21 protein-coding genes and 2 pseudogenes are annotated in these 25,147 nt (G+C 73.1%); 14 read left to right on the top strand and 9 right to left on the bottom strand.

Features of this window, described 5'->3' with window-relative positions:
- The first annotated feature begins 16 nt into the window (after positions 1-16).
- Together HCN51_RS31315 and HCN51_RS59975 are read left to right on the top strand one after the other, a co-directional pair.
- Positions 17-3,178, top strand: coding sequence for an FtsX-like permease family protein (locus tag HCN51_RS31315; RefSeq protein WP_168014313.1), 3,162 nt, complete (start codon positions 17-19; stop codon positions 3,176-3,178).
- The gene (locus HCN51_RS59975; protein WP_240973427.1) at positions 3,175-5,406 is read left to right on the top strand and encodes an FtsX-like permease family protein; all 2,232 of its coding nucleotides are present in this window, start codon (positions 3,175-3,177) and stop codon (positions 5,404-5,406) included. Before HCN51_RS31315 ends, HCN51_RS59975 begins: the two co-directional genes overlap by 4 nt.
- 271 nt (positions 5,407-5,677) lie before the next feature.
- Here HCN51_RS59975 and HCN51_RS59970 read toward each other — a convergent pair.
- Together HCN51_RS59970 and HCN51_RS63080 are read right to left on the bottom strand one after the other, a co-directional pair.
- A pseudogene (locus tag HCN51_RS59970) lies at positions 5,678-6,364 on the bottom strand (nitronate monooxygenase); the annotation flags it as partial.
- Positions 6,351-6,449 (bottom strand): annotated as a pseudogene (locus tag HCN51_RS63080) (hypothetical protein); the annotation flags it as partial. The pseudogenes HCN51_RS63080 and HCN51_RS59970, both read right to left, overlap by 14 nt.
- Between HCN51_RS63080 and HCN51_RS59965 the strand changes: the two are divergent.
- Both HCN51_RS59965 and HCN51_RS59960 read left to right on the top strand, forming a co-directional pair.
- Positions 6,403-6,549, top strand: a complete 147-nt coding sequence (locus HCN51_RS59965) for a hypothetical protein (RefSeq protein ID WP_240973426.1) — start codon at positions 6,403-6,405, stop codon at positions 6,547-6,549. The pseudogene HCN51_RS63080 and the gene HCN51_RS59965 overlap by 47 nt on opposite strands.
- Positions 6,550-6,573: 24 nt before the next feature.
- The gene (locus tag HCN51_RS59960) at positions 6,574-6,738 is read left to right on the top strand and encodes a hypothetical protein (RefSeq protein ID WP_240973425.1); all 165 of its coding nucleotides are present in this window, start codon (positions 6,574-6,576) and stop codon (positions 6,736-6,738) included.
- Here the strand turns inward: HCN51_RS59960 and HCN51_RS31295 are convergent.
- Together HCN51_RS31295 and HCN51_RS31290 are read right to left on the bottom strand one after the other, a co-directional pair.
- Positions 6,713-8,200 carry a CocE/NonD family hydrolase gene (locus HCN51_RS31295; RefSeq protein WP_168014311.1) on the bottom strand — a complete coding sequence of 496 codons (1,488 nt, stop codon included), beginning with the start codon at positions 8,198-8,200 and terminating at the stop codon, positions 6,713-6,715. The two genes, HCN51_RS59960 and HCN51_RS31295, sit on opposite strands and share 26 nt — an antisense overlap.
- A gap of 13 nt (positions 8,201-8,213) precedes the next feature.
- On the bottom strand, positions 8,214-9,533 hold the full coding sequence (locus HCN51_RS31290; RefSeq protein WP_168014309.1) for a CitMHS family transporter: 1,320 nt from the start codon (positions 9,531-9,533) through the stop codon (positions 8,214-8,216).
- A 111-nt stretch (positions 9,534-9,644) separates the two neighbouring features.
- Here HCN51_RS31290 and HCN51_RS31285 point away from each other — a divergent pair, with 111 nt between their 5' ends.
- The 3 genes from HCN51_RS31285 (at position 9,645) to HCN51_RS31275 (ending at position 12,921) form a co-directional block, all read left to right on the top strand.
- Entirely contained in the window at positions 9,645-10,574 is a 930-nt protein-coding gene (locus HCN51_RS31285) for a LysR substrate-binding domain-containing protein (RefSeq protein ID WP_168014307.1), read from the top strand.
- Positions 10,575-10,748: 174 nt separating this feature from the next.
- Positions 10,749-11,942 (top strand): CoA transferase, encoded by a 1,194-nt coding sequence (locus HCN51_RS31280; RefSeq protein ID WP_206068109.1) that lies wholly within the window; start codon positions 10,749-10,751, stop codon positions 11,940-11,942.
- A gap of 88 nt (positions 11,943-12,030) precedes the next feature.
- Positions 12,031-12,921 (top strand): aldolase/citrate lyase family protein, encoded by an 891-nt coding sequence (locus HCN51_RS31275; RefSeq protein ID WP_206068108.1) that lies wholly within the window; start codon positions 12,031-12,033, stop codon positions 12,919-12,921.
- Positions 12,922-12,966: 45 nt separating this feature from the next.
- Here the strand turns inward: HCN51_RS31275 and HCN51_RS31270 are convergent, their stop codons facing one another.
- Positions 12,967-13,515, bottom strand: a complete 549-nt coding sequence (locus HCN51_RS31270; protein WP_168014301.1) for a TetR/AcrR family transcriptional regulator — start codon at positions 13,513-13,515, stop codon at positions 12,967-12,969.
- Positions 13,516-13,609: 94 nt separating this feature from the next.
- Between HCN51_RS31270 and HCN51_RS31265 the strand changes: the two genes are divergently transcribed.
- The 7 genes from HCN51_RS31265 (at position 13,610) to HCN51_RS31235 (ending at position 21,147) form a co-directional block, all read left to right on the top strand.
- A complete protein-coding gene (locus tag HCN51_RS31265; protein WP_168014298.1) occupies positions 13,610-16,123 on the top strand; it encodes a molybdopterin-dependent oxidoreductase in 2,514 nt (837 codons plus the stop codon).
- Between the two features lie 58 nt (positions 16,124-16,181).
- Positions 16,182-17,123 (top strand): FAD binding domain-containing protein, encoded by a 942-nt coding sequence (locus HCN51_RS31260; RefSeq protein WP_168014296.1) that lies wholly within the window; start codon positions 16,182-16,184, stop codon positions 17,121-17,123.
- Between the two features lie 148 nt (positions 17,124-17,271).
- Complete coding sequence (locus tag HCN51_RS31255; RefSeq protein WP_168014294.1) at positions 17,272-17,553, top strand: hypothetical protein; 282 nt, start codon at positions 17,272-17,274, stop codon at positions 17,551-17,553.
- A gap of 285 nt (positions 17,554-17,838) precedes the next feature.
- Positions 17,839-18,168 (top strand): hypothetical protein, encoded by a 330-nt coding sequence (locus HCN51_RS31250; protein WP_168014292.1) that lies wholly within the window; start codon positions 17,839-17,841, stop codon positions 18,166-18,168.
- A 280-nt stretch (positions 18,169-18,448) separates the two neighbouring features.
- Positions 18,449-18,757 carry a CU044_2847 family protein gene (locus tag HCN51_RS31245; RefSeq protein WP_206068107.1) on the top strand — a complete coding sequence of 103 codons (309 nt, stop codon included), beginning with the start codon at positions 18,449-18,451 and terminating at the stop codon, positions 18,755-18,757.
- Between the two features lie 3 nt (positions 18,758-18,760).
- Entirely contained in the window at positions 18,761-19,501 is a 741-nt protein-coding gene (locus HCN51_RS31240; protein ID WP_168014290.1) for a trypsin-like peptidase domain-containing protein, read from the top strand.
- The gene (locus tag HCN51_RS31235; protein WP_168014288.1) at positions 19,498-21,147 is read left to right on the top strand and encodes a hypothetical protein; all 1,650 of its coding nucleotides are present in this window, start codon (positions 19,498-19,500) and stop codon (positions 21,145-21,147) included. The genes HCN51_RS31240 and HCN51_RS31235 overlap by 4 nt, the downstream gene beginning before the upstream one ends.
- On the opposite strand, the gene HCN51_RS31230 is transcribed toward HCN51_RS31235, so the two are convergent.
- From HCN51_RS31230 to HCN51_RS31215, 4 genes are all read right to left on the bottom strand, one after another.
- Positions 21,099-21,557, bottom strand: coding sequence for a nucleotide triphosphate diphosphatase NUDT15 (locus tag HCN51_RS31230; protein ID WP_168014286.1), 459 nt, complete (start codon positions 21,555-21,557; stop codon positions 21,099-21,101). The genes HCN51_RS31235 and HCN51_RS31230 overlap by 49 nt on opposite strands.
- Complete coding sequence (locus HCN51_RS31225; protein ID WP_168014284.1) at positions 21,550-22,425, bottom strand: radical SAM protein; 876 nt, start codon at positions 22,423-22,425, stop codon at positions 21,550-21,552. The genes HCN51_RS31230 and HCN51_RS31225 overlap by 8 nt, the downstream gene beginning before the upstream one ends.
- Positions 22,426-22,688: 263 nt before the next feature.
- Entirely contained in the window at positions 22,689-23,129 is a 441-nt protein-coding gene (locus HCN51_RS31220; RefSeq protein WP_168014282.1) for a hypothetical protein, read from the bottom strand.
- A gap of 311 nt (positions 23,130-23,440) precedes the next feature.
- Positions 23,441-25,063 (bottom strand): RecQ family ATP-dependent DNA helicase, encoded by a 1,623-nt coding sequence (locus tag HCN51_RS31215; RefSeq protein WP_168014280.1) that lies wholly within the window; start codon positions 25,061-25,063, stop codon positions 23,441-23,443.
- Between the last annotated feature and the right edge of the window lie 84 nt (positions 25,064-25,147).

Genomic DNA, 25,147 nt, shown 5'->3' with positions numbered 1-25,147 from the left:
TCAGCGAGAGCCGTCCGTGCTGAAGCTGGTCGCCCGGCGGGCCCGGGCGCAATGGCCGTTGCTGGCGGCCCTCCTCGCCGTCGCCGTGGTCGGTCCTACCCTGCTGGGCACCTGCGCCCTCCTGCTCACCCGTACCGCAGAGCAGGCGCTGGAGACCGCCGCCGCGCGCGCCGGCGCCGACCAGGTCGACGTCACCGCCTACACCGTCACCATCCGCGGCGAGCACGCGCGATCCGTCGCCGACGACACCCGCGACGTGCTGACCTCGGCCCTCGCCCCGTTCGCGGCGACGACGGCCGCACGCGCGTCGTCCGTGATGCGGGCGCTCCCCGGCGCGGGTGCCCCGTCGGTGGCGTACCTGTCGGGGGTGTCGGACCTGCCGTCTCGCGCCCAGCTCGTCACCGGGCGGCTGCCGCGGGCGGGTGCCGCGCCGGCGGAGGCCGTGGTCCTGGAGAGCACCGCGCGGCAGCTCGGCCTGGGCGCCGGCAGCCGGGTTCGCCTCGGCAGGGAGCTGGCCGACGACCCCGACGAGAGCGCCGAGATGCGCGTGGTCGGCGTCGCACGCCCGCTGCCCGGCACCGGCTGGGACCGCGATCCCCTGGCCGCCACCGGCTTCGACCCGGCCTACCGCGACGGCCGCTCCGCCCGGCCCGTCCACGCGTACGGGCCGTTCCTCGTGGACCTCGCCGACCTGCTCCGCGGCGGCTCCACGCTCGACCGGCTGGAGATCACCGCCCACCCCGACCTGTCCGCCGCCACCGTCCGCGACCTCGACACCGTCACCCAGGCCGTGCTCGGCGCGGACCGCCGGCTGGGGCGCACGCTCGGCGACCGGGTACGGATCCAGCGCGTCGCCTCCCGGCTGCCCGCGACCCTGCTGGCCGCGCACGACCAGCAGCGGGTCACCACGGCCGCGGTGCTGGCCGTCGCCGCCATCGGCCTCGTCCTGACCGCGACCGCCCTCGCCCTCGCAGGCCGGCTCAGCGCCGGTGTGCGCGCCGGCGAGACCGCCCTGCTGTCGGCGCTGGGCGTCGGCCGGGGCCAACTCGCCGGCGCCGCGCTCGCCGAGGCCGGCGCGCTCGCCGTGCTCGCCGCCGCGGCCGCGATCCCGGCCTCGTCCGCCCTGCACGCCGGCCTGACCCGGCTGGCCCCCATGGCGGAGGCCGGGCTCGCCGCGCCCGCCGGCGTGAACGCCGCGCAGGTGCTGTCCGTCGCCGGCGCCGCGCTGGCGCTGGCGGCGGTGCTCGTCGTCCCCTCGCTGCGGGCCCTCTCCGCGGCGGGCGTGCGCGGGCGGCGGGAGCTGCTCGCCCGCTCCGGCGCCGACCTGCTGCTCGTGGCGCTCGCCGCCGTCGGCTGGTGGCAGCTGCGCGACCAACCGGCCGGCTCGGGGTCTCCCGTCGACGCCGTACGGGTGCTCGCGCCCGCGCTGCTGCTCATCGCCGGCTCCGCGGTGGCGCTGCGCCTGGTGTGGCCCGCGTTGCGCCTCGTGGAGCGGCTGGCCCGCCGGGCTCGCGGGCTGATGGTGCCGCTGGCCGCGTTCGAGGCCGCCCGCCGGCCGCAGGCGGTCGCGGCGGGGCTGCTGGTCGGGCTGGGCTGCGCGGCGGCCACGTACGGGATCGGGTTCGACGCCACGTGGCAGCGCTCCCAGCAGGACCAGGCGGACCTGTCCGTCGGCACCGATCTCGCGATCACCCTCACCGCCCCGCCCGCCGCCGGGCAGGGCCCGCTGGTCGGCGCGGCCGGCGGGGGAGAGGTGAGCCCGGCCACCGACCGGGGGATCGCGGTCGGGCAGTGGCTCGGCGGCGCCGGCGACCCGCCGCGCCTGATCGCCGTCGACACCACGCGCGCCGGGGCGCTGCTGCGCGGCCGGCTGGACGACGGCCGCACCTGGGACGCCGTGGGCGCCCGCCTCGCGCCGCCGGCCCGCGCCGCCGGCGTTCCCGTCCCCGCCGGCGCCGCGCTCACCCTGACCGGGAACGCGACCGGCCCGGCGCCGCTCACCGTGACGCCCCGGCTGCTGCTCCAGGACGCGAGCGGGCTGCGCACCCCGTGCACCGGCGCGCCCGTGCCGCTCGACGGCCGGGCGCACCCGCTGCCGGACTGCGCGACGGCCGGCGGGCTCCGCCTGGTCGCGGTGTCCCTTCCGGTCGCGATCGACACGGGGAACGTGGGCACCGGCCACTCCGCCTGGACGGAATCCCCGGCGGGGGACAGCCGCGTCGCCGTGACGCTCACCGTGCCGGGAACAACCGGGGAGACGCCACAATGGACCGCCACCTCGGCAGGCCCGGCCCCCGGGCAGCTCGGCAACCCCGCCGTCGCCCTGACCGGCACCTCCGCCGGCACCGAGCTGCGGATGACCACGACCGTTGCGCTGAAAGGCCCACCGGACGCCGCCAGGAACCTGGTCGCCACCGCCTTCCCGGCCCCGGTGCCGGTGCCCGTCGCGGTGTCGGCCCGCTTCGCCGAGGAAGCGGGCGCCCGGCCAGGGTCCCGGCTCGACCTCACCGTCGGTCTCACCCCCGTGCGGGTCAGCGTGGCCGAGGTGCTGCCGGCGGTGCCGTCCGCCCCGGGCGCCGCGGCCGTCCTGGCCGACTTCGACGCCCTGTCCCGCGCCCTCGCCGTCAGCGGCGACTTCGACGTGCCCGTGGACGCCTGGTGGGTCGGCCGCCCCGCCAAGACCGACCTGCGCCTCGGCGGCGTCACCACGCGCGCGTCCGAGACCGCCCGGCTCACCGGCGGCCCGCTCCAGGCGGGGCTGCCGGCCGTGCTTCGGCTGCTCGTCCCGGCCGCGGCGCTGCTGATGATCGCCGGGATCGTCCTGCACGTGATGTTCGACCTGCGGGCCCGCGCCGTCGAGGTGGCGCGCCTGCGGGGGATCGGGATGACGCGGCGCGAGATCCGTGCCGTGCTGCTCGGCCAGCACGTCGGCATCCTGCTGCCGCTGCTCGCCGTCGGCGCGGTCGTCGGCGCGCTGGCCACCCGGGTCGTGGCGCCGCTGCTCGTCCGCTCCGACACCGGTGCCGCCCCCGTGCCCGAGGTGCTGCCCGTCTGGCCGTGGGCCGCCGAGGCCGCCCTGCTCGGCGGGCTGCTGGCCGGGTGCGCGCTGGCGGTGGGCGCCGTGGTCGCCGTCCAGGCCCGGCGCGCCGACGCCGCGCACCTGCGGGTGGCGTCATGAAGACCCCGGCACCGCGCCCGACCGGTGCCGAGAGGACCCCGGCACCGCGCCGCGCCCGTGGCATGCGGATCCCGGTGCCGCACTGGCCCAGCGTCGCCGGGCGCGCCCGCGCCGACGCCGGGCCGCTGATCCTCGCCGCCGTCGTCGTGGCGGTCGTCACGCTGCTCGCCGGCGCGGTGCCGCCCCTGGTGTCCGCGACCGCCGACGCCGCCGTCCGGGACGCGGTCCGCAGCAGCGGCGCCGACCTCCAGGTCCACGCCCGCATGGAGGACGACGACGGGCCGGGCGGCAGCCGCGCCCGGCACCCCCGCCTCGCCGAGGACGTCGACGACTTCCGCGCCAGGGCGGCGGACGAGCTCGGCCCCGGCCTGCGCGCCGTCCTGCGCCCACCCGTCGCCACCGTCATCAGCCCCACCCTCAAGATCACCGACGGCAGCGTGCTGCGCACGTTCCAGCTCGCCTACGTGGCCCGCGACGGCGGGCCCGCCGTGACCTGGATCGCGGGCGGGCCGCCCGAGCCCACCGCCTCCGAGACGGCGCAGGTGCCCTACGGCGCGCCGCCGTGGCCGGTGCAGGTGGGCCTGTCGGAGGCGGACGCCGCCGCTCTCCAGCTCCGCCCCGGCGCCCGCATCCCGCTGGCCGACGACCAGGGGAACGTCAAGAAGGCGCAGGTCAGCGGCATCTTCCGGCCTCAGGACAGCGCCGACCCGGCCTGGCGGCCCGTCCCCGCGCTGCTGAGCCCCGTCGCCGGCGCCGACGGCGCGGGAGGCACCCGGTTCGCCGGGCTGCTGTCCCGCGAGTCGCTGCCCGACGCCCGGCTCGCCTTCGGCCAGGACGAGCTGCGCCGCACCGTCCGCTTCACGCCCGAGCCGGCCCGGCTCACCTGGGACGCCGTCCCGTCGGTCATCGCGAAGGTGGTCGCGCTCAAGGCGGCCTCCGGCTCCTCCGGCGCCCGGGACGGCTCGCTGAAGTGGGAGACCGGGCTCGACGGCGTGCTGCGGAACGTCAGCGCCCAGGTCGGTGCCGCGTTCGCGCAGGCGTCCGTCCTGCTCCTCACCCTGCTCGCCGTCGCGGTCCTGGTCCTGCTCCTCGCCGCCGACCTGCTGGTACGCCGCCGCGCCGCCGCCCTGGCCGCCGCCCGGCAGCGCGGGATGTCGCTGCCGGTGATCGGGGGCGAGCTGCTGCTCGAATCCGCCGTCATGGCGCTGCTGGCCACGGCGGCCGGGCTCGGCCTGGCCCTGGCCGTCGCGCCGGGCGTCTCCTGGCAGTGGACGGCCCCCGTGGTGGTCACCGCCGTCGCCGCCGGACCGGCGTTCGGCACGCTCACCGCCGCCCGCGCCACCCGGGACCGCCGCGTCCCGGCCAACCGGAGCGCGCGCCGGTGGCTGCGGAACACCGCGCGGCTGCGGCGGGCCGCTGTCGAGGCCGGCGTGCTGCTGGCCGCGGCCGGCGCCGCCGTCGCCCTGCACCAGCGCGGGGTCGGCGGCGGGGTGCTGCCCGCGAGCGCGCCCGCCCTCTGCGCGATCGCGGGCGCGCTCCTGCTGGCCCGGGCGCTGCCCCGCGCCACGCGGCTCGTGCTCAGGCGGCTGCTGCGGTCGCGCCGGCCGCTGGCGGTGTTCGGGGCCGCGCGGGCGGCGGCGGCCTCGGCCCGGGTGCTGCCGCTGCTGGTGCTCGTGACCGCCGCGGCCCTGGCCGCGTACGCGCTCACCCTCGGCGCCGCCCTGGGCCACGCGACCGCCCTGGGCCACGCGACCGCCCTGGGCCACGCGACCGCCCTCGGCCACGCGACCGCGGACGGCCCGCTGGCCTCGGGGCTGCTGCGGCTGACGTGGGCCGCGGCCGTGACCCTGCCGGTCCTGGGCCTGCTGGGGCTCGCGCTCGGCACGGCCGCCGGCGCGCCGGAGCGCTGGCAGACCCTCACCCGGCTGCGCACCCTCGGCCTGCGGCCCCGAGAGGCGCGCTGGGTCGCGGCGGGAGAGCTGCTGCCGCCGGTGACGCTCGCCGCCGTGGGCGGCCCGCTGCTGGGGGTGCTGCTCGCCCGCCTGACGTTCGGCTCGCTCGCCCTGCCCCTGCTCACCGGCGCGGACCTGGCCCCGGCGCCGCCGTGGTGGGCGCTCGCGCTGGTGACGGCCGTGCTCCTGGCGGCGGTCGCCGTCGTGGTGCCCGTCGAGTCGGCGCTGCGCCGCCGGCGACGGCTGAGCGAGGTGCTGCGCGCGGGCGACACCTGAGCCCGCCGATCAGGTGACGAGGCCGGTCAGGTGGTGACCCGGCGCCGAGGCCGGTCAGGTGGCGGGCCCGGTGCCGAAGCCGCTGAGGACCCGTTCGGCCTGCCCCATCATGTCCGCCACGATCCGGGCGGCGAGCTTGATGTCGTGGATGAGGCCGACGCCCTGCCCCATCAGCCAGGGCATCTCCTCCCAGTCGGCCTCGGTCCCCGCGACCCGCCAGCATCAGCGGGAACTTGCGCACCGGCACCGGCTCGCGCTCCGGATGGACGCGGGCCTCCTGCGAGGCGACCATGCGGGTGCCGACCCACACGCCGTCCGCGCCCAGGCACAGGGCGGCGGCGACCTGGCGCCCGTCGGTGATCCCGCCCGCCGCCAGGACCAGCGCCCGCCCGCCCACGGCGTCCACGACGGCCGGGACGTTGACCATGGTCGGCAGGCCGCCGTAGTTGTGGCCGCCGGCCTCCCAGCCCTGCGCGACGACGAGCTCGGCCCCGTCGGCGGAGCCGACCTGCTCCCCCACCGACACCCCGGCCTCGCGCAGCAGCTTGAGCTGGTCGGCCGGCGGATGCCCCCAGTGGAAGGAGACGATCGGCACCCGCTCCTCCGCGCACACCTCGACCAGCTCGCCGATGGGGAAGAACGTGATGAGGTTGACGTGGAACGGCCGGCCCCCGGTGCGCTCCCGCACCTCGCGGATCATCTCCCGCAGCCGGTCCGGGGGCAGCAGCGCGGCGCCGATCGCGCCGATGCCGCCCGCGTCGGTGACCGCCGCCGCGAACTCGGGCGTCTCGGCCACGAACGACATCCCCGCGCAGACGAACGGGTACGGGACGGCGTAATGTCCGCTCCACGACGATCTCCGGGTTGGCCGCTCCCTGGACGAACACGTCGGGGTCGTCGCCGGTGTGGCCCGTGTCGGTGCCGACGGTGGCGTACCCGGCCGCGAGGGCGGCTCCACCCATGGAGGAGAAGTCGATGGCGGAGCTGTAGCCGCCGTTGCCGTACATCAGCAGCCGCTGGTTCCACCGGCGGGGGATCCACACCTCGAAGCCGATGGTGGAGCCGGGCACCGGCCTGGCGACGCCGTGGACGCGGCAGAACGCGGGCACGGACGGCAGCGCGCGGCCGTCGGGAGCGGTGTAGGCGCCGGCGGGGACGGACTCGGCGGTGGTGATCGTCGTGTGCGGCAGCCGGACGGCGGTCAGGCTCTCGCAGGCCCGGCCGCCGGAGCCGGCGGCCGCGGGGGTGACCGGCACCACCGTGACCGAGAGGACGGCGATCGCGGCCAGGAAGGCGCGCAGGCGGGTCATCGCGGCTCCGTCCACGTGGTGAGGGTGATGCCGGTGCCGCCGCGGCCAAGGCGCAGGTCGACGTGGCCCGCAGGGGCGTCGGAGTCGATCTCCGGGTAGTCGTCGCTGGAGACGGTGACGCGCAGGCTGTGCCCGGCGGCGAGCCGGTAGTGGGTCGGCCACGTGCGGATCGTCAGGTCGTAGGTCTTGCCGGGGCGGACGGGGACGGCGCGGGTGTGCCCGAAGCGGTGGCTCGCCTTCAGCCAGCCCTGGGTGATGCGGGTGGCCGTGCCGTCGGGGCGCACGTCCTCGGCGACGACGGCGATGTTGCCGTCGGTGGCGGTGAAGGCGGCCCGGACCTCGGCGGTGATCTCGCCGGTCAGGACCAGATCGGAGCCGTATGGCTGCGTCTGGAATGTCAGGCGTTCGTCCGGGGTCGCGGGCGCCTCGCCGGTGTTGACGGCGAAGCGGCGGACCACGGGGGCGCCGGGGCGGGCGGTGAGCGTGCCGTCGCCGCCGAGGCCGAGCCGTTCCCGGCGGGCGCCCGGCGGGGGCCAGGTGGACCAGCTCTTCCAGCCGCCGCCGGCGCCGGCCTCGTAGGAGGTGACCTTGGCGGCGGGCAGCGGGGCGTCCCGGCGTCCGCCGAGCCAGCGGTCCCACCAGGCGAGGTAGGGGCCGTTGCCGATGTCGGCGGGCTGCCCGGCGGGCCAGCCGTGCTGCCACGGCCCGGCCACGAGCCACACGTTACGGGGGCGGGCGCGGAAGTTGTCCACCATGGCCTGGCGGTAACGGTCGTACCAGCCGGCGATCTCCAGGACCGGGACGTCGAGGTCCTTCCAGCGGGCCTTGACGCTGCGCTCGCGCCAGAAGTCGTCGTAGAGCGGGTGCTGGGCGTAGGTCGTCAGGGTGTCGGGGGCGGTGGCGCGCTGCCAGTCGCGGATCCTGGCCGAGTAGATGCCGCCGCGGTAGATCGTGTTCTCGTACCAGTCGCTGATGCCGTCCACGGGGATGATCGCGGCCAGGTGGGGCGGCTTGTTGACCGCGACGAGCAGGGAGGAGTGGCCGCCGTAGCTGACGCCCGTCTGCCCGACCCTGCCGGTGGACCAGGGCTGCGCGGCCAGCCATTCGATGAGGTCGTAGTTGTCGCGCTGCTCCTGGGCGCTGAACGGGTCGAGGTGGCCGGGCGAGTCGCCGGAGCCGCGGGCGTTGCAGACGGCGGCGCTGTAGCCCCGGGCGACGAACCAGGCCGCGGCCCGGCCGAGCGTTTCGAGCTGGTCGTAGGCGGTGTAGTCGTACACGATCACCGGGAAGCGGCCCTCGGCGGCGGGCCGGTGCAGGTCGCAGGCCAGGTGGCCGCCGTCGCGCAGCGGCACCTGGACGCGTTCGGTGCGCACCTCGTAGGTGGCGGGCCGGTCGTAGGAGAAGAACGGGTCGGCCGGGGCGGCGGGCGCGGTGAGCGTGGTGAACGCGGTGGACAGGGCGGCAAGGAGGTGGCCGTACGTCATGAAGGGGGTCTCCTCAGAACGAGATGGCGCCGGTCAGCAGCGCGACGACGGTCATGACGGCGGTGGTGGCGAACGCCCAGCCGAAGATGAAGCGCTGGTGCTGCCCGAGCTGCACCCCGCTCATGCCGACCAGGATGAACGTGGCGGCGGTGAGCGGGCTGAGCGGGAAGCCGGTGGTCATCTGGCCGAGGACGGCCGCCCGGGCGATCTCGGCGGAGTCGATGCCGAAGCCGGCGGCGGTCTGCGCCAGCACGGGCAGGACGCCGAAGTAGTAGGCGTCGGGGGTGAAGACGAGGCTGAGCGGCATGCTGGTGATCGCCACGAGCAACGGCAGGTGGCCGCCGAAGGAGTCGGGGATGATGCCGACGAACGCGGTGGCCATCTGGTCGATCATCTTGGTGCCGTTGAGTATGCCGGTGAAGACGCCGGCCGCGAAGATCATGGTGGTGACCAGGACGACGCTCTTGGCGTGCTTGTCGAGCAGCGCCTGCTGCTTCTCCCAGGTGGGCAGGTTGACGACGGCGGCGATCGCGAAGCCGAGCACGAACAGCACCGGCAGCGGCATCACCTGGAGGACCAGCGCGACCAGCAGCACGACGGTGAGCACGAGGTTGAACACGGTCAGGGCCGCGCTCCTGCGCTCCGGGGCGAGCGGGGTGCCAGGCCCGTCGCCGCGTACCGGCTGGGGCTCAGGCTGGGGCTCGGCGGGCAGGGACGCCGCGCCCAGGCGGCGGCGCTCGCGCAGCCCGATCAGGTACGCCGCGACCAGCACCCACGCGATGCCGGCGACCATGGCGGGCAGCACCGGGGCGAACACCTGGGAGGCGTCCAGCTTCAGCACCGCCATCGCGCGGGCGGTGGGGCCGCCCCAGGGCACCATGTTCATCACGCCCGCGCCCAGGGCGACGACGCCGGTGAGCACCAGCGGGCTCATGCCGAGCCGCTTGTAGACGGGCAGCAGGGCCGAGACGGTGATGAGGAAGGTGGAGGCGCCGTCGCCGTCGAGGGCCACGCACATGGTCAGGACGGCGGTGCCGACGGCGATGCGCAGCGGGTCGTCCTTGGCCAGGCGCAGGATGCCCCTGATCAGCGGGTCGAACAGGCCGCTGTCGATCATCAGGCTGAAGTACAGGACCGCGAAGGCGATCATGATGCCCGTGGGCGCGACCTTGCCCAGCCCCTCCAGGATCATCGGGCCCATCCCGGAGGCGAAGCCGCCCACCAGCGCCGTGGCCACGGGCACCAGCACGAGCGCGGTGAGCACCGAGACGCGCCTGGTCATGGTCAGCACCAGGAACAGGCCGATGGTGAGGAAGCCGAGTATCGCGATCATCTGGCGCCTTTCGCCGGGCGGGAGGTTACGGGCAAGTTTCCGAGCGGCGACGTTTCACGTCCACCATCAAAGGTGGATTTATCCATGCGCTATGCGCAAAAGTGGTGAGCTGTGGACACCAGCCTGCGGCAACTCGCCGCCTACGTCGCCGTCGCGCAGGCCGGCGGGTTCACCGCCGCCGCCGCGCGCCTGCGCGTCTCCCAGTCGACGCTGAGCCGCGCCGTCTCCGACCTGGAACGGGTGCTCGGCGTCCGGCTGCTGGAGCGCGACACCCGCAACGTGCAGCTCACCGCCGCCGGCCGCGAGACCCTGCGCGTGGCCGAGCAGATCGTCGACGCCCACCGGTCCGGGATGAAGCAGCTGCGCCGCTACCTGCTGGGCGAGTCCGGCGTGGTGGCCATGGCGACCCTCCCGTCCGTCGCGGCCGTGCTGCTGCCCCGGCTGATCTCCGCCTTCCGCGGGCGGCGGCCCGGCGTGAGCGTGCGCATCATGGACGGCCTGGAGCGGGCCGTGCTCGGCAAGGTGCTGAACGGCGACGCCGACTTCGCCGTCACCACCGTCGGCGCCGCCTCCGACCGGCTGGAGCACCGGCCGCTGATCCGCGACCGCTTCCGCGCCGTGCTGCCCGAGAGCCATCCGCTCGCCGACCGCGACGAGGTCACCTGGGAGGACCTGGCCGCCCAGCCCTTCCTGGCCGTCGGCCCCGAGTCCAGCGTGCGCCGGCTCACCGACGCGGCGTTCGAGCAGGCCGGTGTGGTGGTGGCCCCCGCGGCCGAGGCCGGGAACGTGGCGACGGTGGGCGGGCTGGTCGCCGCCGGGCTCGGCGTGTCGGCCATGCCCGCCCTCGTGCTGCCGCTGCTGGGGCCCGGGCACGTGGTGCACCGCACGCTGGTGGGCCCCGCCGTCGAGCGCCGGCTCGACATCGTCGTACGGGCCCGCCGCACCCTGCCGCCCGCCGCCGCCGCGTTCCTCGACCTGCTGGATGAGGCCCGCACCGAAGGGCGGGAGGTGCCGGAGGGCGCGGCCTGGATCACCCATTGATCCGGTAAGCGCATGAATTAATCCGCTTCCCGTGCTGGACCCGCATCGCCGCACCCGTGCACGATGAAGCTCCGTCGAGCGGGCCGAATCCGAGCGGCCGAAGCCGTAGCGGGCCGAAGTCGAGCAGGTCGAAGTCGAGCAGGTCGAAGTCGAGCAGGTCGAAGGAGTCGTTGCGTGGCCGTTGAACAGCGCGGGCAGTTGCGCGGGTTGAAGGTGGTCGAGTTCGCCCACGTGGTGGCCGGGCCGCTGGCCGGCTCGCTGCTCGCCGACCAGGGGGCGGACGTCGTCCATGTCGAGCCGCCCGGCAGCGGCGACGCCGCCCGCGCGATGGGGCCCACCCGGGACGGCGTGCCGCTGTGGTTCAAGGTCGCCGGCCGTAACAAGCGCTCGGTCACGCTCGACCTGCACGACCCCGACGGCCGCGAGGTCGCCCAGCGGCTCGTGGCCTGGGCCGACGTCGTCATCGTCACGCTGCGCGCGTCGCGGCTGCGCGCGTGGGGGCTCGACTGGGACAGCGTGCACCGCATCAACCCTAAAGCCGTCCTGCTGCAGGTCAGCGGCTTCGGCGCGCAGGACGACGCGCCCGGCTTCGGCAAGGTCGGCGAGGCCCGCAGCGGCGTGGTGCACCTGACCGGCTTCCCGGACGGGCCTCCCGTGCACACCGGCTTCTCCCACGGGGACGCCGTCACCGGCCTCATGGGCGCCTACGCCGTGCTCGCCGCCCTGCACCGCCGCGCGAACGACCCGGCCTTCGACGGGGAATGGATCGACCTGGCCCTGTTCGAGCCGCTGTTCCGGCTCGTCGAATGGCAGATCATCACCCACGACCAGCTCGGCGTCGTCCCCGGCAGGTCCGGCAACCAGCTCGCCGTCGCCCCCGCCGCCGTCATCAACACCTACCTGTCGGCCGACGCCGACTGGATCACCGTCACCTCCGCCACGCTGAGATCGGTGCTGAACGTCGTCCGCCTCCTGGGCCTGCCCGAGCAGGAGTACGCCACCACCGCCCAGCAGCTCGCCGGCCGGGAACGGCTGGACGCCGAGCTGCGCGCCTGGGTGGCGGCCCGCAGCACCGAGGAGTGCCTGCGCGCGTTCGCCAAGGCGGAAGTGGTCGCCTCGCGCGTCTTCACCGCCGCCGACATCGTCGCCGACCCCGTCTACGCCGAGCGCGGCGACATCGTCACCGTCGACGACCCCGACCTCGGGCCCGTCCGCATGCAGGCCGCGCTCCCGCACTTCCGCCAGGCGCCCGGCCACATCTGGCGCACCGGCCCCGCGCTGGGCGAGGACAACGCGCTCGTCTACCGCGACTGGCTCGGCCTGCCCGCCGACGAGCTCGCGGAGCTGGAGCGACGCGGTGTCATCTGAACGCCCGCCGGGGAGCGGCGAGGCGCGCTCCGCACGTCCGCCGGGGAGCAGTGAGGCGCCCTCCGCACGCCCACCGCGGAGTAGTGGGGTGCCGTCCGGACGTCCGCCGCTGCGCTCGCTGCTGTTCGTCCCCGGCACCAGGACCGGCTGGCTGGCCAAGGCCGAGGCCGCCGGGGCCGACGCCGCCATCCTCGACCTTGAGGACGCCGTCCCCCCGGACGGGAAGGCCGCCGCCCGCGCCGCCGTGGCCGAAGCCGTCGCGAACACGACCGGCGACCTGGCGCTCCTCGTCCGCGTCAACCCGCTCGACGGCTGGGCGGGCGCCGAGGACCTGCGCGCCGTCGCCCATGCGCACCTCACCGCCGTCGTGCTGCCTAAGGTGCACGGCCCCGACGACGTGCGGCTGGCCGACCGGCTGCTGAGCTGGTGCGAGCGCGAGCACGGCCTGCCCGACGGGCACATCGCGCTCGTCCCGCTGCTGGAGAGCGCGACGGCGCTGCGCGAGGCGTACGAGATCGCCCGCGCCGCGCCGCGCGTCGCCTACGTCGGCGCGGTCACCGGCAAGGGCGGCGACGTCGAGCGGGCCGTCGGCTACCGCTGGAGCCCGTCCGGCGCGGAGACGCTGGCCCTGCGCGCCCGCGTCCTGCTCGACGCCCGCGCCGCGGGCGTGCCGTGCCCCGTCGCGGGGCTGTGGACGGACATCGCCGACCTCGACGGCCTGCGCGCCTTCGCCGAGCAGAACCGCTCGCTCGGCTACGAGGGCATGATCGCCATCCACCCCTCCCACGTGCCCGTCATCAACGAGGTCTTCTCTCCCACTCCGGAGGAGCTGGCCCGCTACGAGCGCCTGCTCGCCGCGATGGAGGAGGCTCAGGCGAGCGGCGCGGGCGCGATCGTCTTCGAGGGCGACATGGTGGACGAGGCCATGGCGGCCCGAGCCCGCGCCGCCCTCCACAAGGCACGGCGAACCCCCGCCTGACGGGCGGATTCGGCGGGCGGGGCCACGGCTGGACCGCTGAAAGGTTCAGCCGGGCCGGCCGACGCCCTTGACGATCACGTCGATGATGTCGTCCAGGCCGATGCCCTTGTGGGCGAGCGGCCCGAGCGTCGCGAACTCGGCCAGCCCGTGCGCGGTGGCCAGCAGGGCCGCCATGGTGGCCTTGCTGCGCGGGCCGTGGCCGGCGACGTCGGGGCTGAGCGCGGTCATCACCTCGTCGATGGCCTCCTCCAGCTCGGGGTGGTGGCCGACGGGGAACTGCGAGGCGAACACGAGCCGGTATTCCTCGGGGTGCTCCACGGCGTACTCGACGTAGCTGCGGTAGAAGGCCCGCAGCCGCTGCTCGTGCTCGCCGTGCTGGAGCACGGCGGCGGCGAGGTGCGCGGTGAGGTCGGCGATGACCCGGACGGCGAGGGCCGCGAGCAGGGCCGTCTTGTCGGCGAAGTGCCGGTAGGGGGCCATGCGGGACAGGCCGGCCAGCTCGCCGACCGCGCGCAGCGTCACGGCGTCCAATCCTTGTTCACGCAGCAGACTCAGCGCGCTGTCTATCAGCCGGGTCCTGGTGCCGTCGATCATGGCTCCCACTCTCTCACGACGTGCCATGTTGACAACGTCAACGCAAATGCTGACACTGTCCACATGTCGTGTTGACAACGTCAGCAGGAGAGCTATGAAGATCATGGTGAACGGTGTCCCGCACGAGACGGACGCCGGGAGGGACGACCCGGTCGTGGACGTGCTGCGCGACGGCCTGGGGCTGACCGGGGCCAAGGCGGCGTGCCGCACCGGCGTCTGCGGAGCGTGCACGATCGCGGTGGACGGCACGCCCCAGGTGAGCTGCCTGCTGCCGGCCGCGGCCGTGGAAGGCCGCGCGGTCACCACGGCGGAAGGGCTGGACCATCCCGTCCAGCGGGCGTTCGCCGCCCATGACGGCCTGCAGTGCGGCTACTGCACCCCCGGCTTCGTGGTGGAGGCCGCCGCCTTCGTGGACGCCTGGCGCGCCGAGCACGGCGACGTCACGCCGCCGCGCGACATGATCGCCGCCGCCCTGGCCGGTCACCTGTGCCGCTGCGGCGCGTACGCCGGGATCTACGCCGCAGTCGAGGCCGCCTGCCGGGGCGAGCACGACGGAGAGGCCACGGCGCCCGCCCGCGTCGAAGCCATGGAGAAGATCACCGGCCGCGCCCGGTACACCACCGACGTCCACCTGGACGGCCGGCTCGAAGGCGCGATCATCCGATCCTCGCAGGCGCACGCGCGGATCACGTCGGTGGAGGTGGATCACGCCCACGTGGTGGACCTGCTGCCGCCCGACCGCGTCGTCCGCTACGCCGGCCAGCCGATCGCCGCCGTCGCCGCCCCCACCCGCCAGGAGGTCCTGGCCATCGCCGAAAGCGCCAGGATCGGCTACGAACCGCTGCCCGCCGCCCTCGACGACGCCCCGGACGCCCCGCCCGTCTACGACGAGCAGAGCAGGAAGCACGCCCCCAGCTCCAGCGAGGGCATGACGCTGCCCGGCGGCTGGAACGGCAACGTGCGCGGGCCGTTCGCGGGGGCGAGCCGGCGCTCCCGTACGGCGGTGAACCGCATCGAGGCCGCCCGGCGACGCGCCGACCCGCTGCTCGTGACAGGGACGTTCAGCACGGCGGTGCAGGTGCACACGCCGTTGGAGCCGCACGCGTGCGTGGCCCGCTGGGACGAGCGGGGAGATCTGCACCTGTACCTGTCCACGCAGACGGTGGCGCTGGCCGCCGAGCAGGCGGCCAAGCGCTGGAAGCTGGACGCGAGCCGGGTCCACGTCATCGCCGACCACGTCGGAGGCGGCTTCGGGGCCAAGTCCGGGATCACCGTGGAGGCCGTCGCCGCCGTCGAGCTCGCCCGGCTCTGCCGCGCCCCGGTCCGCGTCGTGCTCAGCCGCGCAGAAGAGCTCACCGACGCGGGCAACCGGCCCGGCAGCCGGACCCGGATCGCCCTGCTCGCCGACGGCGGCGGCGAGCTGTCCGCGCTCGCCATGGACGTGCACGGACGCGGCGGCGTCGCCATCGGCTCCTCCGCCGCGCTGCTCGCCCGCCTCATGTACGGCACCGCGCCGCGCCGCCTGCGGGACTTCGACATCGTCACGAACGAGCCCCCCGGCACGCCGTTCCGCGGCCCCGGAGCGCCCCCCATGCTGTGGGCGCTGGAGCAGGCCGTGGACGAGATGGCCCACCGCCTCGACGAGGACCCGATCGCGCTGCGCCGCCGCTGGGACGGCAACCCCAAGCGGCACGCCCTCTACGACTGGGCGGCGGCCCTGCCCGTCTGGCGGGACCGGCCGCGCACCGGGTCACGCTCGGGCCGCTTCCGCCGCGGCGTCGGCGTGGCCGCCGCCAACTGGATGTACCTGATCGCCCCCGCCACCAAGGTCGAGCTGGAGGTCGAGGGCGACACGGTCGTGGCCCGCACCGCCACCCAGGACATCGGCACCGGCGCCCGCACCGTGATCGCCGGCGTCCTGGCGGAGGAACTCGGCCTGCCCGCCGACCGGATCCGGGTCGAGATCGGCAGGTCCGGCTTCGTGCCAGGCCCGCCGGCCCTCGGCAGCCGCACCACCGCCTCCGTCGGCCCGGCCGCCCGCGACGCCGCCCGCCTCCTGCGCGCCCAGGGCCTGCGGCCCGGCACCAAGGTCGTGGGCCGGCGGCGCGGCGACCGGGGCGGCTACCTGACCCCGTTCCCGGTGCACGGCATGGCGCTCGGCCGCGGGTTCAGCGGCGCCGTGCACGTCACCGAGGTCGAGGTCGACACCCGCCTGGGCACGATCAGGCCCCTGCGCGTCTGGGGAGGCATCGCCGCCGGCCGCATCTACGCCGAGCGCCCGGCGCGCAACCAGTGCGAGGGCGGCATCATCCAGGGCATCGGCTACGCCCTGTACGAGGAACGCCGCACTGACCCCGTGACGGGCACCGTGCTGACCGCCGGCCTCGACGACTACCGCATCCCCGGCATCGGCGACACCCCGGAGATGACCATCCACTTCCACCAGGACGGATGGGAGCACGTCAACGGCCACGGCGTCGGCCTGGGCGAGGTCTCCACCGTCGGCGTGGCCGCCTCCGTCGCCAACGCCGTGCACAACGCCACCGGCTGGCGCCCCCACGACCTGCCCATCCGCCCCGACCGGCTCCTCGAAGGGATCGGCCGATGACCATCCCCATCGACCTCCTCCCGGCCGACCTCCTCCGGCTCCTCGAAGGGATCGGCCGATGACCGTCCCCACCGAACTCCTCCCCGCCGACCTCCTCCAGGCCGCACGGGACGGCGAGCCGCGCGCGGGCGGCACCGACCTGATGAGCCGGCCCGCCGCCGGCCCGCACGTGGACCTGACGGGCCTGCGCGACCTGCCCGGCATGTCCGGCATCACCTGGCAGCCGGACGGCTCCGTCCACATCGGGGCGCTGACCACGATCGCCGACCTCGCCCGCGACGCCCGGCTGCGCAGCGCGTACCCCGCGCTGGCCCTCACCGCGCAGGCGCTGGCCACCCCCCAGATCCGGGCCGTGGCCACCGTCGGCGGCAACCTGCTCCAGCGCAACCGCTGCCGGTACTACCGCAACCCCGCCTTCACCTGCCACCAGAACGGCGGGAACTCCTGCCCGGCCCGCACCGGCGACACCCTGGACGCGGCCGTGATCGACACCGGCCCCTGCCTGGCGCCGCACCCGTCGTCCCTGGCCATGGCGCTGCTGACCTACGACGCCTCCGTCCAGGTGCACGACCGCGGCCCGCTCCCGGTCGCCGGCCTCTACGGGGACGGCTCCGACCCGTCCCGCGACCACCTGCTCGACCCCGGCGAGCTGGTCCTGGCGATCCACCTGCCGCCGCCCGTCGCCGGTGAGCGGGCGGCCTACCACCGGGCCACCGGCCGCTCCGAGGCCGAATGGCCGCTGGTGGAGGCCGTCGCCCGGCTGGTCCTGGACGGCACCCGGATCAGCCACGTCGCGGTGGGCGCCGGCGGCGTCGCCCGGGTCCCGCTGCGGCTGGACGAGGTGGAGAAGGCCGTCCTGGCGGGCGAGCCGTTCGCGACGGCGGCCGCGCTGACCGCCGGCCGCTGCACGCCGGCGCCCGGGAACGCCTACAAGGTCACGCTGCTGGCCGGCACGGTGCTGGAGGTGCTGGAACGGGCCGCGGGCACATCGAGCTCCTAGGCGCTGGCGGCCAGATCGACCGGCCGTACAGGGTGGGCCAGGGGGAGCCCGGACGCGAGACTTCCGGCTCCTCCACAGGTCGTCCAGGGGGAGCGGGACGGCGCCGAGCGCCGCGGCCGAGGCGTCGCCGACGTAGGGACCGTACAGCGTGACGGCCAGGTCGAAGGGGCGCAGCAGCTCCGCCCTGCTCGTGGTCTGGAGCTTGTTCGCCGCGTCGGCCTGTTTTCTTGCGTGCTGCCTGCTGTACGAGGTGTTCGAACCGCTGGTGGGCTGGCAGGCCGGCCACGGCGCGCTCTGGCTCGGCGCCCTCAGCCTGACTCCGGTGGGGCCGGGGCTGCGCGGGCTCCTCGCGCCCGGTCGCGCCATGGGTGGACGCCCGCGACGCCTCGGGTGGTCCGGTGTCTGGGCCCCACCCGAGCACCACTCCTGAACTCGGGCCGCGATGAGCCCGAGAAGGGCTGCGCCATGTGGCCAGTCACAACTTTTGCGACCCGTTCACGGACCATGTGGTCCAGATTCGGGAACAGGCCGGCGATGCGGGATTCGTCCATCCCGGAATCAGCCTGTCGGCGGCGAAGCTGCGCAACGCGCAGCGGAAGCACGCGCCGGTGTCGAGCCGGACCAGCCGCTGGACGGCGGCTTCAGTCTCGTCGGGCTGCGCTGCCGGGAGGTCGACGATGCGCTGGGCGCGCTCGCCCAGGCCCTGATGTGGGTGATGACTGGCGACGAGGTGTACCGGCGCAAGGCGATCCAGGCACTGACGCTCGACCGCACCGACTTCCTCGCCCGTCAGGACTCCTACGACACCAGCCGCATGAGCGACCAGGCCCTCGAAGGTTCCAACGACCTCACCACCTGGAAACGACCGACGCCCCCGGCCACCCGCACCCTCGACTGGGAGAACCTGCCGTCCCTGGGCAGACGCGGCGTGGATGCTGTCATGGCCACGGGATGCGACGTCACGGTGGCACAGCACGGCGAGATAGCTGTGGACCGACAGGAGCCATCAGCTTCCGCCGCCACTGAAAGTGGCCGGACGCGCTGACCGGGCACACCTCGATGCGGGTGACCTCAACGACCAAGATCCGTTCACCGAAACCCCGTCGCCACAGGCATGATCAAGGAATACCCGCCGCGCCGCATAACCGCCTACCTCGGTATTCGAGCGGCGCACATCGCAAGATGACCCATCAAGATTGATATACGGGCCGCCGGGCCGCGTTGAACCCTCGCGCCACAGCGGTCCCAAAAATCAATACTCTTCAAACGATGAAGAAGGTCCGGCACAATAGTCGCACACGGCCGCCCGTCGAATGGAGGGGAATGTGAAAGATCCTGCCGTTCGCGTGGAAGTGGTCGAGCTGGACAGATCGAATACCCAGAACATCAGCCGTAAAAATCGGGCCACCGTTCCACTCGACGAGCAGCGGGGCGAGATCCGGGCCGCCATCGCGCAGGCGGCCGGAATCGCTCAGGAGTCGCTGCGAGAATTTCCTGAGGATCCGAAGTGGCATGTCAGCCAGCTCGAGGTGAGCTTCGGGCTGACGCTCGCGACCGAGGCGAGCGTCATCGTCGCGAAAGGATCCGTGGAGGCATCCTTCGAAGTGACCCTCACCGTCGAACGAGCGAGGTGACCGGTGGCCCGCACCGAATACTGGGTGGAGGTACTGGACAGGGGCTCTCGCGCAGGCGGCGGTGTACGCATCACCAGGCAGTATGTGATGACTGCCGCGCATTGCCTGACGGGGGAGCCGTCGCGGTGGCGACTCACCGTGCGCCTGCCCGACGACTCCACGGTCGAGGCCGGTGTCGTCGAGGAGCGGCCTGAAGTGGACCTCACCCTGTTGAAGCTGAATCTACCTCCCGAGAAATCGGGCATTCCGCGGCCCAGCACCGACCGGGCCGCGAGGGGTGATCTCTGGGAGGGCACATATCGTCCCGAGCAGAACGCTCCCTTCCTCGACGGCCAGGTGAGCAAGGTGGTGCCGAACCATCAACTGCCCAATGGCACGGCGATCACGGCTATCCAGCTCCTGGTGAACCAGCTGCTCGGGGATTACCACGGCTATTCGGGCAGCCCAGTGGAACGTTGTACGAAATTCCGCTCTCCGGCCGTCCTCGGTGTCATCCTCCAGCAGTACATGGAGCGTATCGACTCGCACAGTCGGCACAGCTCCAACGTCTTGTTCGCGGCGACGATCAGGGAGGCGATGAGCGGGTTCAGCCTCCTGCTGAAACCGTTCGCGGAGGATCCCGACGACCCGATACCGCCGGGCGACAGCAACAGCTCAGCGCCGTCAGACAGCCGATGGGGGAACAACGGCTGGATGGCTCCGTTGCATGCCATACAGAAAAGACTCTGGGGGGACAAGAGATGATCGATACTCTCGAGGAGGCCATCGAGGTGGCGGAGAAGGCGCTCGGTGGTGACCCCTCACCGTGGCAGAGCCCCGACCGGCGCAAGCTGAGGCGCTACGTCACCCGGCTGGAGCACGAGCAAGCCGCGGAGGAGCGCGGCGAAACCGGGGAAATCGTCGATCAGCTCCACCGGTTCGCCGAACTGCTCACCGATCTGGAGATGCGAGAGGACTCGCTGATCGTCGTCCGAGTCTCGATACGGCGACTCGAGCGGGCCACGGCGTATGAAGAGCGCACCATGGCAAAGCGCTGGAACCAGGCGGGAGTGCTGCTCGCGGACCACGGCGAACTCGACGAAGGGCGCATGGCGCTGTGGTACGCCTTGACCTGCGCACGGCGGGAGGCCGACCAGGATCTGCAGGTCCGAGCCATGGTCAACCTCAGTGCGGTTGCGTTGGCCCAGGACGACACGACAAGCGCCAAAAGGTGGATCAGAGACGCCTCGGAGATGCCTCGGGAAACGGCAGACCTGGAACGCGAGGTATTGATCGCCTCGTTGCGGATGGCCATCGCCGTGCGCGGGAACACCGCACTCGAGCCCGCGTTGCGCGAGCTGGAGAAGGTGTCGAAGCGGTTCGTGAACGTGTACGGAGCCGATCACCCTCAGTCACTGGTCGTCTGGGCCTCGATGGCGGTCGCGCGTTACGAGGTCGCCGACGCCTTCGGCGACCGGGTACGTGCCGGGAAGGCCATCGACGAGCTGGAGCTCGCCACTCAGTTCCTTTCCGCGACGCTGGGCGCGCACCACCCGCAGTCGCTCACGGCGTTGGCCAACCTGAGCGACATCGAGTACCGAGAAGCCCGCGCTCATGGGACCCCCGAGCGACAGCGGGGCGCGCTCGACCTTTTGGGATTCGCTTCCCAGCACAGCTCGGCGAGCCTCGGCGGCGGGCATCCGCAGTCTCTCATCGCGCTGAACAATCTGCGCGGCGCCCGTAAGGAGTTCGCGGCGCTGGTCTCCGACCATGAGCACATCGACCGGACGTACCGACCGCATGAGAACGACCTGCGAAACCGCGCCAAAAAGGCGGCTTTGGAGAACGAAGGGGAGCGGGTCAGGCTGATCGCACACGCCGGCGCCTCATTCTTCCTCAACTCCCTGCAGCGGTTCCTGCCGAGCGTCATTCAAGCGCTGGAAAACAAAGTGCGATTCTTCGTCATCATCAGCAATCCCTGGAACAACATCGGGCTGTTCGCCGACGAGGATGGGGCGGATCCCGATCAGGTCATCGCGCGCATCGAGTCGAGTCGCTACTATCGGGAAGCCTTCAGGCCGGTCATCGCGGCGTACGAGACGCTGCAGGAACAGTATCCGGGGCAGATCGAATTCCGGGTAACCTCGCTCGACATTCCCGGAACGACGCTGCTCACCTCGTCCGTCGGATTCTACGAGCCCTACATGCTCGCCGATCCCGAAGGGCGTACCGGACATGGGCTTTTGACGTTCGAGATCGAATTCGACCAGCACAGTCTCTATTACGCGATCGGAGAACGATCCTTCACCAGGTTGTGGAAGGGGTCGAGCAGCGTCGAGCAGTTCCGGGAGCATGAGGAGCACTACAAGCGCAATCTGCGCGACCTGCTCAGCATCCCCAGGGCGTCGTGAGCATACAGGTCACCGTTCCGGACGCGGGCCAGCACGTGGTCGGAGCCGACGAACAGCGGCTCCGGCAGTGCCATGACCGGCCAGAAGGCCCAGCGCGTGCAGCGATGGGGCTCGAGGACGCGAGGCTGACCCTCGTACTCCAGCACCTCGAGACCGATCTGCATATGGTAGTTGGCGCGGACGTCGGGGTCGGTCACGCAGGCCAGCCGCATGCGTAGCGCGCGGATCCCGGTCTCCTCGGCCAACTCGCGGGCGGAGGCTTCCAGCAGCGTCTCACCCGTCTCGACCAACCCCCCGGGAAGCCCCCACGTGCCGTGCCCGAAGGTATTGTGCCGGAGCCCCAGCAGCACTTTGTCGTCCGACCGGACGATCACTTGGACGCCGACCCTGACGACGGGGTTCTCAGGCATCCGGGTATGTCCCCACGAAGTTGCCTACGTTACGCGCAGAGTCGACCGCCAACTCGATGTCGGTGTCGAGCTCGAACAGGTTGCCTACCCTTCGTTCGCGACCACCCTGAACGACCACCACCTGGCAGTCGGGATCGATGAAGAGGTAACTGCCGGAGCGGCCGGCATTGCGATAGACGCGCAGTCGCACGCCCCGGTTCGCCGCGGCCTTCTCACAACGCTCGACCACCTGCTCGAACGCTGTGTCGCTGATTGACAGCAACTCCTTGTTGTCCTCGCCGTAGTTGGTCTCCGACATCTGGTAGATCTTCCAGACATCGGGCAGGCTGCGCTCATCCTCGATGAGGTCGAGAACACCCGGCGCCCCGTCAACGTTGCGCCGGGTGACGACGGTGCCCAGCTTCACCCGTACCCGCGCATGATTCTTCCGTACCTCATGCAGAAGTCTCAGCACCCTGTCACGGTGTGGCGCTTTCCCTATCCGCAACGCCCGGTGCTCCTCGTCATCGGCGGACTCGATGGGGAGCGCGATCCACGCCAGGTGGGGCAGGATTCGCTCCATCGACCGCAGCGGCGCCAGCCCGTTCGTGGACAACACCACCTTGGGCCCCGGCTCACCGGACGGTAGCGGCCTGCTCAGTGCCTCGACCAACCTCGGCAGATAGGGCAGAAGCGTGGGCTCGCCGCCAGAGATCACAACGCCACGGACCCCTGCTTCACGTACGGTAGCGACCACCCGCATCGCGGTCCGCTCGGACATGGAGGGAACTTCATGCCGAGGACCGAAACAGAACGGGCACTCAAGATTGCATCGACCCAGTAGGCGCAGATCAACGTAATCGGGCAGCCTTAGCTGCGGATTGGACATTCGTCACGCACCCAACAGGCGATCACCAACGTTTATGGGGTACGAACGTAGCGGAGGAATGCCTGGTGCGCGATGCGCGTGACGCGGACGTTCCGAAACGTCTGCATATGCGTATCCGGAGCGGATCACCACGTGACTAGGACGCGCTGAGGGGCCGGCGCTGGTCAGGTTCCTGCTCGAGTTCTGGAGGTGGCAAGGATGGAGCCGGCGCAAGGACACCGCTGCCGGTCCGCTCGCCCAACTCGACGCCCATGGGAGCGGGACTACGAGCGGACGCCGGTGCGGCGCGGTGCCAGGGACTCGATGTCGAGGATGCGCTCGGCTGTCTCCAGCCAGTCATACGTTCTGGCCGCGTCGGTCGCCGCCAGCAGGAAGCCGACGCTCTCCAGCCCCGAAGGGAGGTCCGTACGCCGCTTGCCGATGAACCATCTCGTCTGGTTGCTTTGCAGGAGATCGGCCGCATGGACGGCGAGCGCCTTGAACGCCCGGTACCGGCGGTAAGCCTCGTCATCACCGTCACTGGCATACCATCGCAGTTCACTGTCGCCGCGAACGCTTTCCCGCAGTGACTGGTACGCCTGCCTGAAGCAGGCCAGCAGCCGCAGGTCGTCCTCCGTGAGCCGCCGCTCGAGCACGATTTTGCTCAATATCGCCTCCAGGCTGCCTTCCACGGCCGCCGCGCGTTGCAGGCATTGCCACTGCATGTCGTCCGGAGTCGCGACCTGCAGTGAATGGCGTTTGTGCGCGCCCCACAGACGCCAGACCTCGATGAAACATCCGTAGGCGCGATAGAAGCTCTCGACGGCGGCAGATCGAGCTCTCGCCGTCGTTTGACGTCGTCCCAGCGGTAGGTGATCTGGCTGCCGATCAGCCAGGCCAGCCCCGATGCCAGGCCACCGACAGCAACCCGGTCATGGTGGGCCTCCGAGAACCAGCTCTCCAGGTTCCAGCATGCAATGCCGAGAACCGTCCGGCGGCGCTCCCGGCCGCTGAATTGGCGATCGGGCCTCAAGGATTATGAGGGCGAGGTTTCGGTGAGGAGGTGTTGTTCGAGGACCGCGTCGAGTTGCAGCTCGCGATATCCGGCCGTGTCGAACAGAACCGTCAGGCGGTCCTCGCCGCGCTGGATGACCTCGCCCGGCCCCCACGTGCGGTGCTGCACGCGGGCGTGCGGGGGGAACGGGCCGGTTTCCTCCTGCCGGCGTTCGGGCGTGCCGGCGAGGCAGGTGTCGCAGTTGCCGCAGGGGTCGGTGAGCTGCTCGCCGAAGTAGCCGAGCAGGAAGCGGCGGCGGCAGTCGTCGGTCTCGGCGTAGTGGCGCATCATCTCCAGGCGGGTGCGTTCGACGTCGCGGCGGCGTTCGGCCAGCCGGCGGGCGCGGTCGGCGGCGGTGCCCGGGGCGGGGGCGTCGGGGGCCGGCTCGATCCGGCGGGCGGACAGGCGCACGGCGCCGGTTCTTTCCAGCAGGTCGAGCAGGAGTGTCAGGCGGCGGGGCGACAGGCCGGTACGGGTGCTCAGCGTCTTGCGGTCGGTGCCCGCGCCGGCCTCGGCGACGGCCTGCGCCACTTCGGTCAGAGTCTCCAGGTCCGGTACGGACGCGGTGAAGTAGCGTTGCAGGCCCAGGTCCTCGGGGCGGTAGAACAGCACCGCCCTGGCGGGGTCGCCGTCGCGGCCGGCTCGGCCGATCTCCTGGTAGTAGGCGTCCGGGGAGCCGGGCACCTCGGCGTGCAGGACGAACCGGACGTCCGGCTTGTCGATGCCCATGCCGAACGCGCTCGTGGCGACCACCACGTCCAGGTCGCCGGCCATGAACCGGCCGTGGACGTCGTCGCGTTCCGCGCGACGCAACCCGGCGTGGTAGGGGGCGGCCCGCACGCCGGCGTCGGTGAGCAGGTCGCTGAGGCGGTGGGTCTGCTTGCGTACCGCCGTGTAGACGATGCCCGGCCCTGTTTCCTCGCGCACCGTGGCGACGATGTCGGGGGCGGGGTCGTCGAGCATCCGGCGTACGGAGAGGGAGATGTTGGGGCGGTCGAAGCCCTGGACGATCTCCATGGGGTCGCGCAGGCCCAGCCGTTCGGTGATCTCCGCCCGCACCGGCGGGGCGGCGGTGGCGGTCAGGGCCGCGATCGGTGGGCGGCCCAGCGCCTCGGCCACCGCTCCGAGCCGCAGGTAGTCGGGCCGGAAGTCGTGCCCCCACGAGGAGATCAGGTGGGCCTCGTCCACCACCAGGAGGGAGGGCCCGGCGGCGGCCAGGTCGCGTACGACGTCGGGCTTGGCCAGCTGCTCCGGCGCGCAGAACAGGAACTCCGTCTCCCCGGCCCGCAGCGACTCGAAGGTCGTCCTGCGCTCGCCGGCGGGGGTGCCGGCGTCCAGGCTCACCGCCTCCTCGTCGCGCTCGCGCAGCGCCTCCACCTGGTCGCGCTGGAGGGCGATCAGCGGGGAGACCACGACGGTGGGGCCGGGCAGGAGCAGCGCGGGCACCTGGTAGATCGCCGACTTGCCGCCGCCGGTCGGCATCACGACCAGGGCGTCCCGGCCCCGCGCGAGCGCGGTCATCGCGGCCAGCTGGCCGGGCCGCAGGTCGGTCAGGCCCAGCGCCTGCCGCGCCACCCGTTCACACTCCGCGCCCACCTCTGTCATCGGACCTCCCGCCGCGCCACCCGTTCGCACTCGGCGCCCACCTCTGTCATCGGACCTCCCGCCGCGCTCGCACTGCCGGACTGT

This window comes from Nonomuraea composti, from assembly GCF_012034275.1.
GTDB classification, from domain to species: domain Bacteria; phylum Actinomycetota; class Actinomycetes; order Streptosporangiales; family Streptosporangiaceae; genus Nonomuraea; species Nonomuraea composti.
The sequence above is the reverse complement of the archived record's forward strand: the minus strand, read 5'-3'. Positions and strand labels throughout refer to the sequence as shown.

Bases quoted from the DNA above. Each gene is read 5' to 3' on its own strand.
- HCN51_RS59975 (WP_240973427.1), top strand. From the start codon at position 3,175: ATGAAGACCCCGGCACCGCGCCCGACCGGTGCCGAGAGGACCCCGGCA.
- HCN51_RS31295 (WP_168014311.1), bottom strand. From the start codon at position 8,200: ATGACGTACGGCCACCTCCTTGCCGCCCTGTCCACCGCGTTCACCACG.
- HCN51_RS31290 (WP_168014309.1), bottom strand. From the start codon at position 9,533: ATGATCGCGATACTCGGCTTCCTCACCATCGGCCTGTTCCTGGTGCTG.
- HCN51_RS31270 (WP_168014301.1), bottom strand. From the start codon at position 13,515: ATGATCGACGGCACCAGGACCCGGCTGATAGACAGCGCGCTGAGTCTG.
- HCN51_RS31265 (WP_168014298.1), top strand. From the start codon at position 13,610: ATGAAGATCATGGTGAACGGTGTCCCGCACGAGACGGACGCCGGGAGG.
- HCN51_RS31260 (WP_168014296.1), top strand. From the start codon at position 16,182: ATGACCGTCCCCACCGAACTCCTCCCCGCCGACCTCCTCCAGGCCGCA.
- HCN51_RS31250 (WP_168014292.1), top strand. From the start codon at position 17,839: ATGACTGGCGACGAGGTGTACCGGCGCAAGGCGATCCAGGCACTGACG.
- HCN51_RS31235 (WP_168014288.1), top strand. From the start codon at position 19,498: ATGATCGATACTCTCGAGGAGGCCATCGAGGTGGCGGAGAAGGCGCTC.
- HCN51_RS31230 (WP_168014286.1), bottom strand. From the start codon at position 21,557: ATGCCTGAGAACCCCGTCGTCAGGGTCGGCGTCCAAGTGATCGTCCGG.
- HCN51_RS31225 (WP_168014284.1), bottom strand. From the start codon at position 22,425: ATGTCCAATCCGCAGCTAAGGCTGCCCGATTACGTTGATCTGCGCCTA.
- HCN51_RS31220 (WP_168014282.1), bottom strand. From the start codon at position 23,129: ATGCAGTGGCAATGCCTGCAACGCGCGGCGGCCGTGGAAGGCAGCCTG.
- HCN51_RS31215 (WP_168014280.1), bottom strand. From the start codon at position 25,063: ATGACAGAGGTGGGCGCGGAGTGTGAACGGGTGGCGCGGCAGGCGCTG.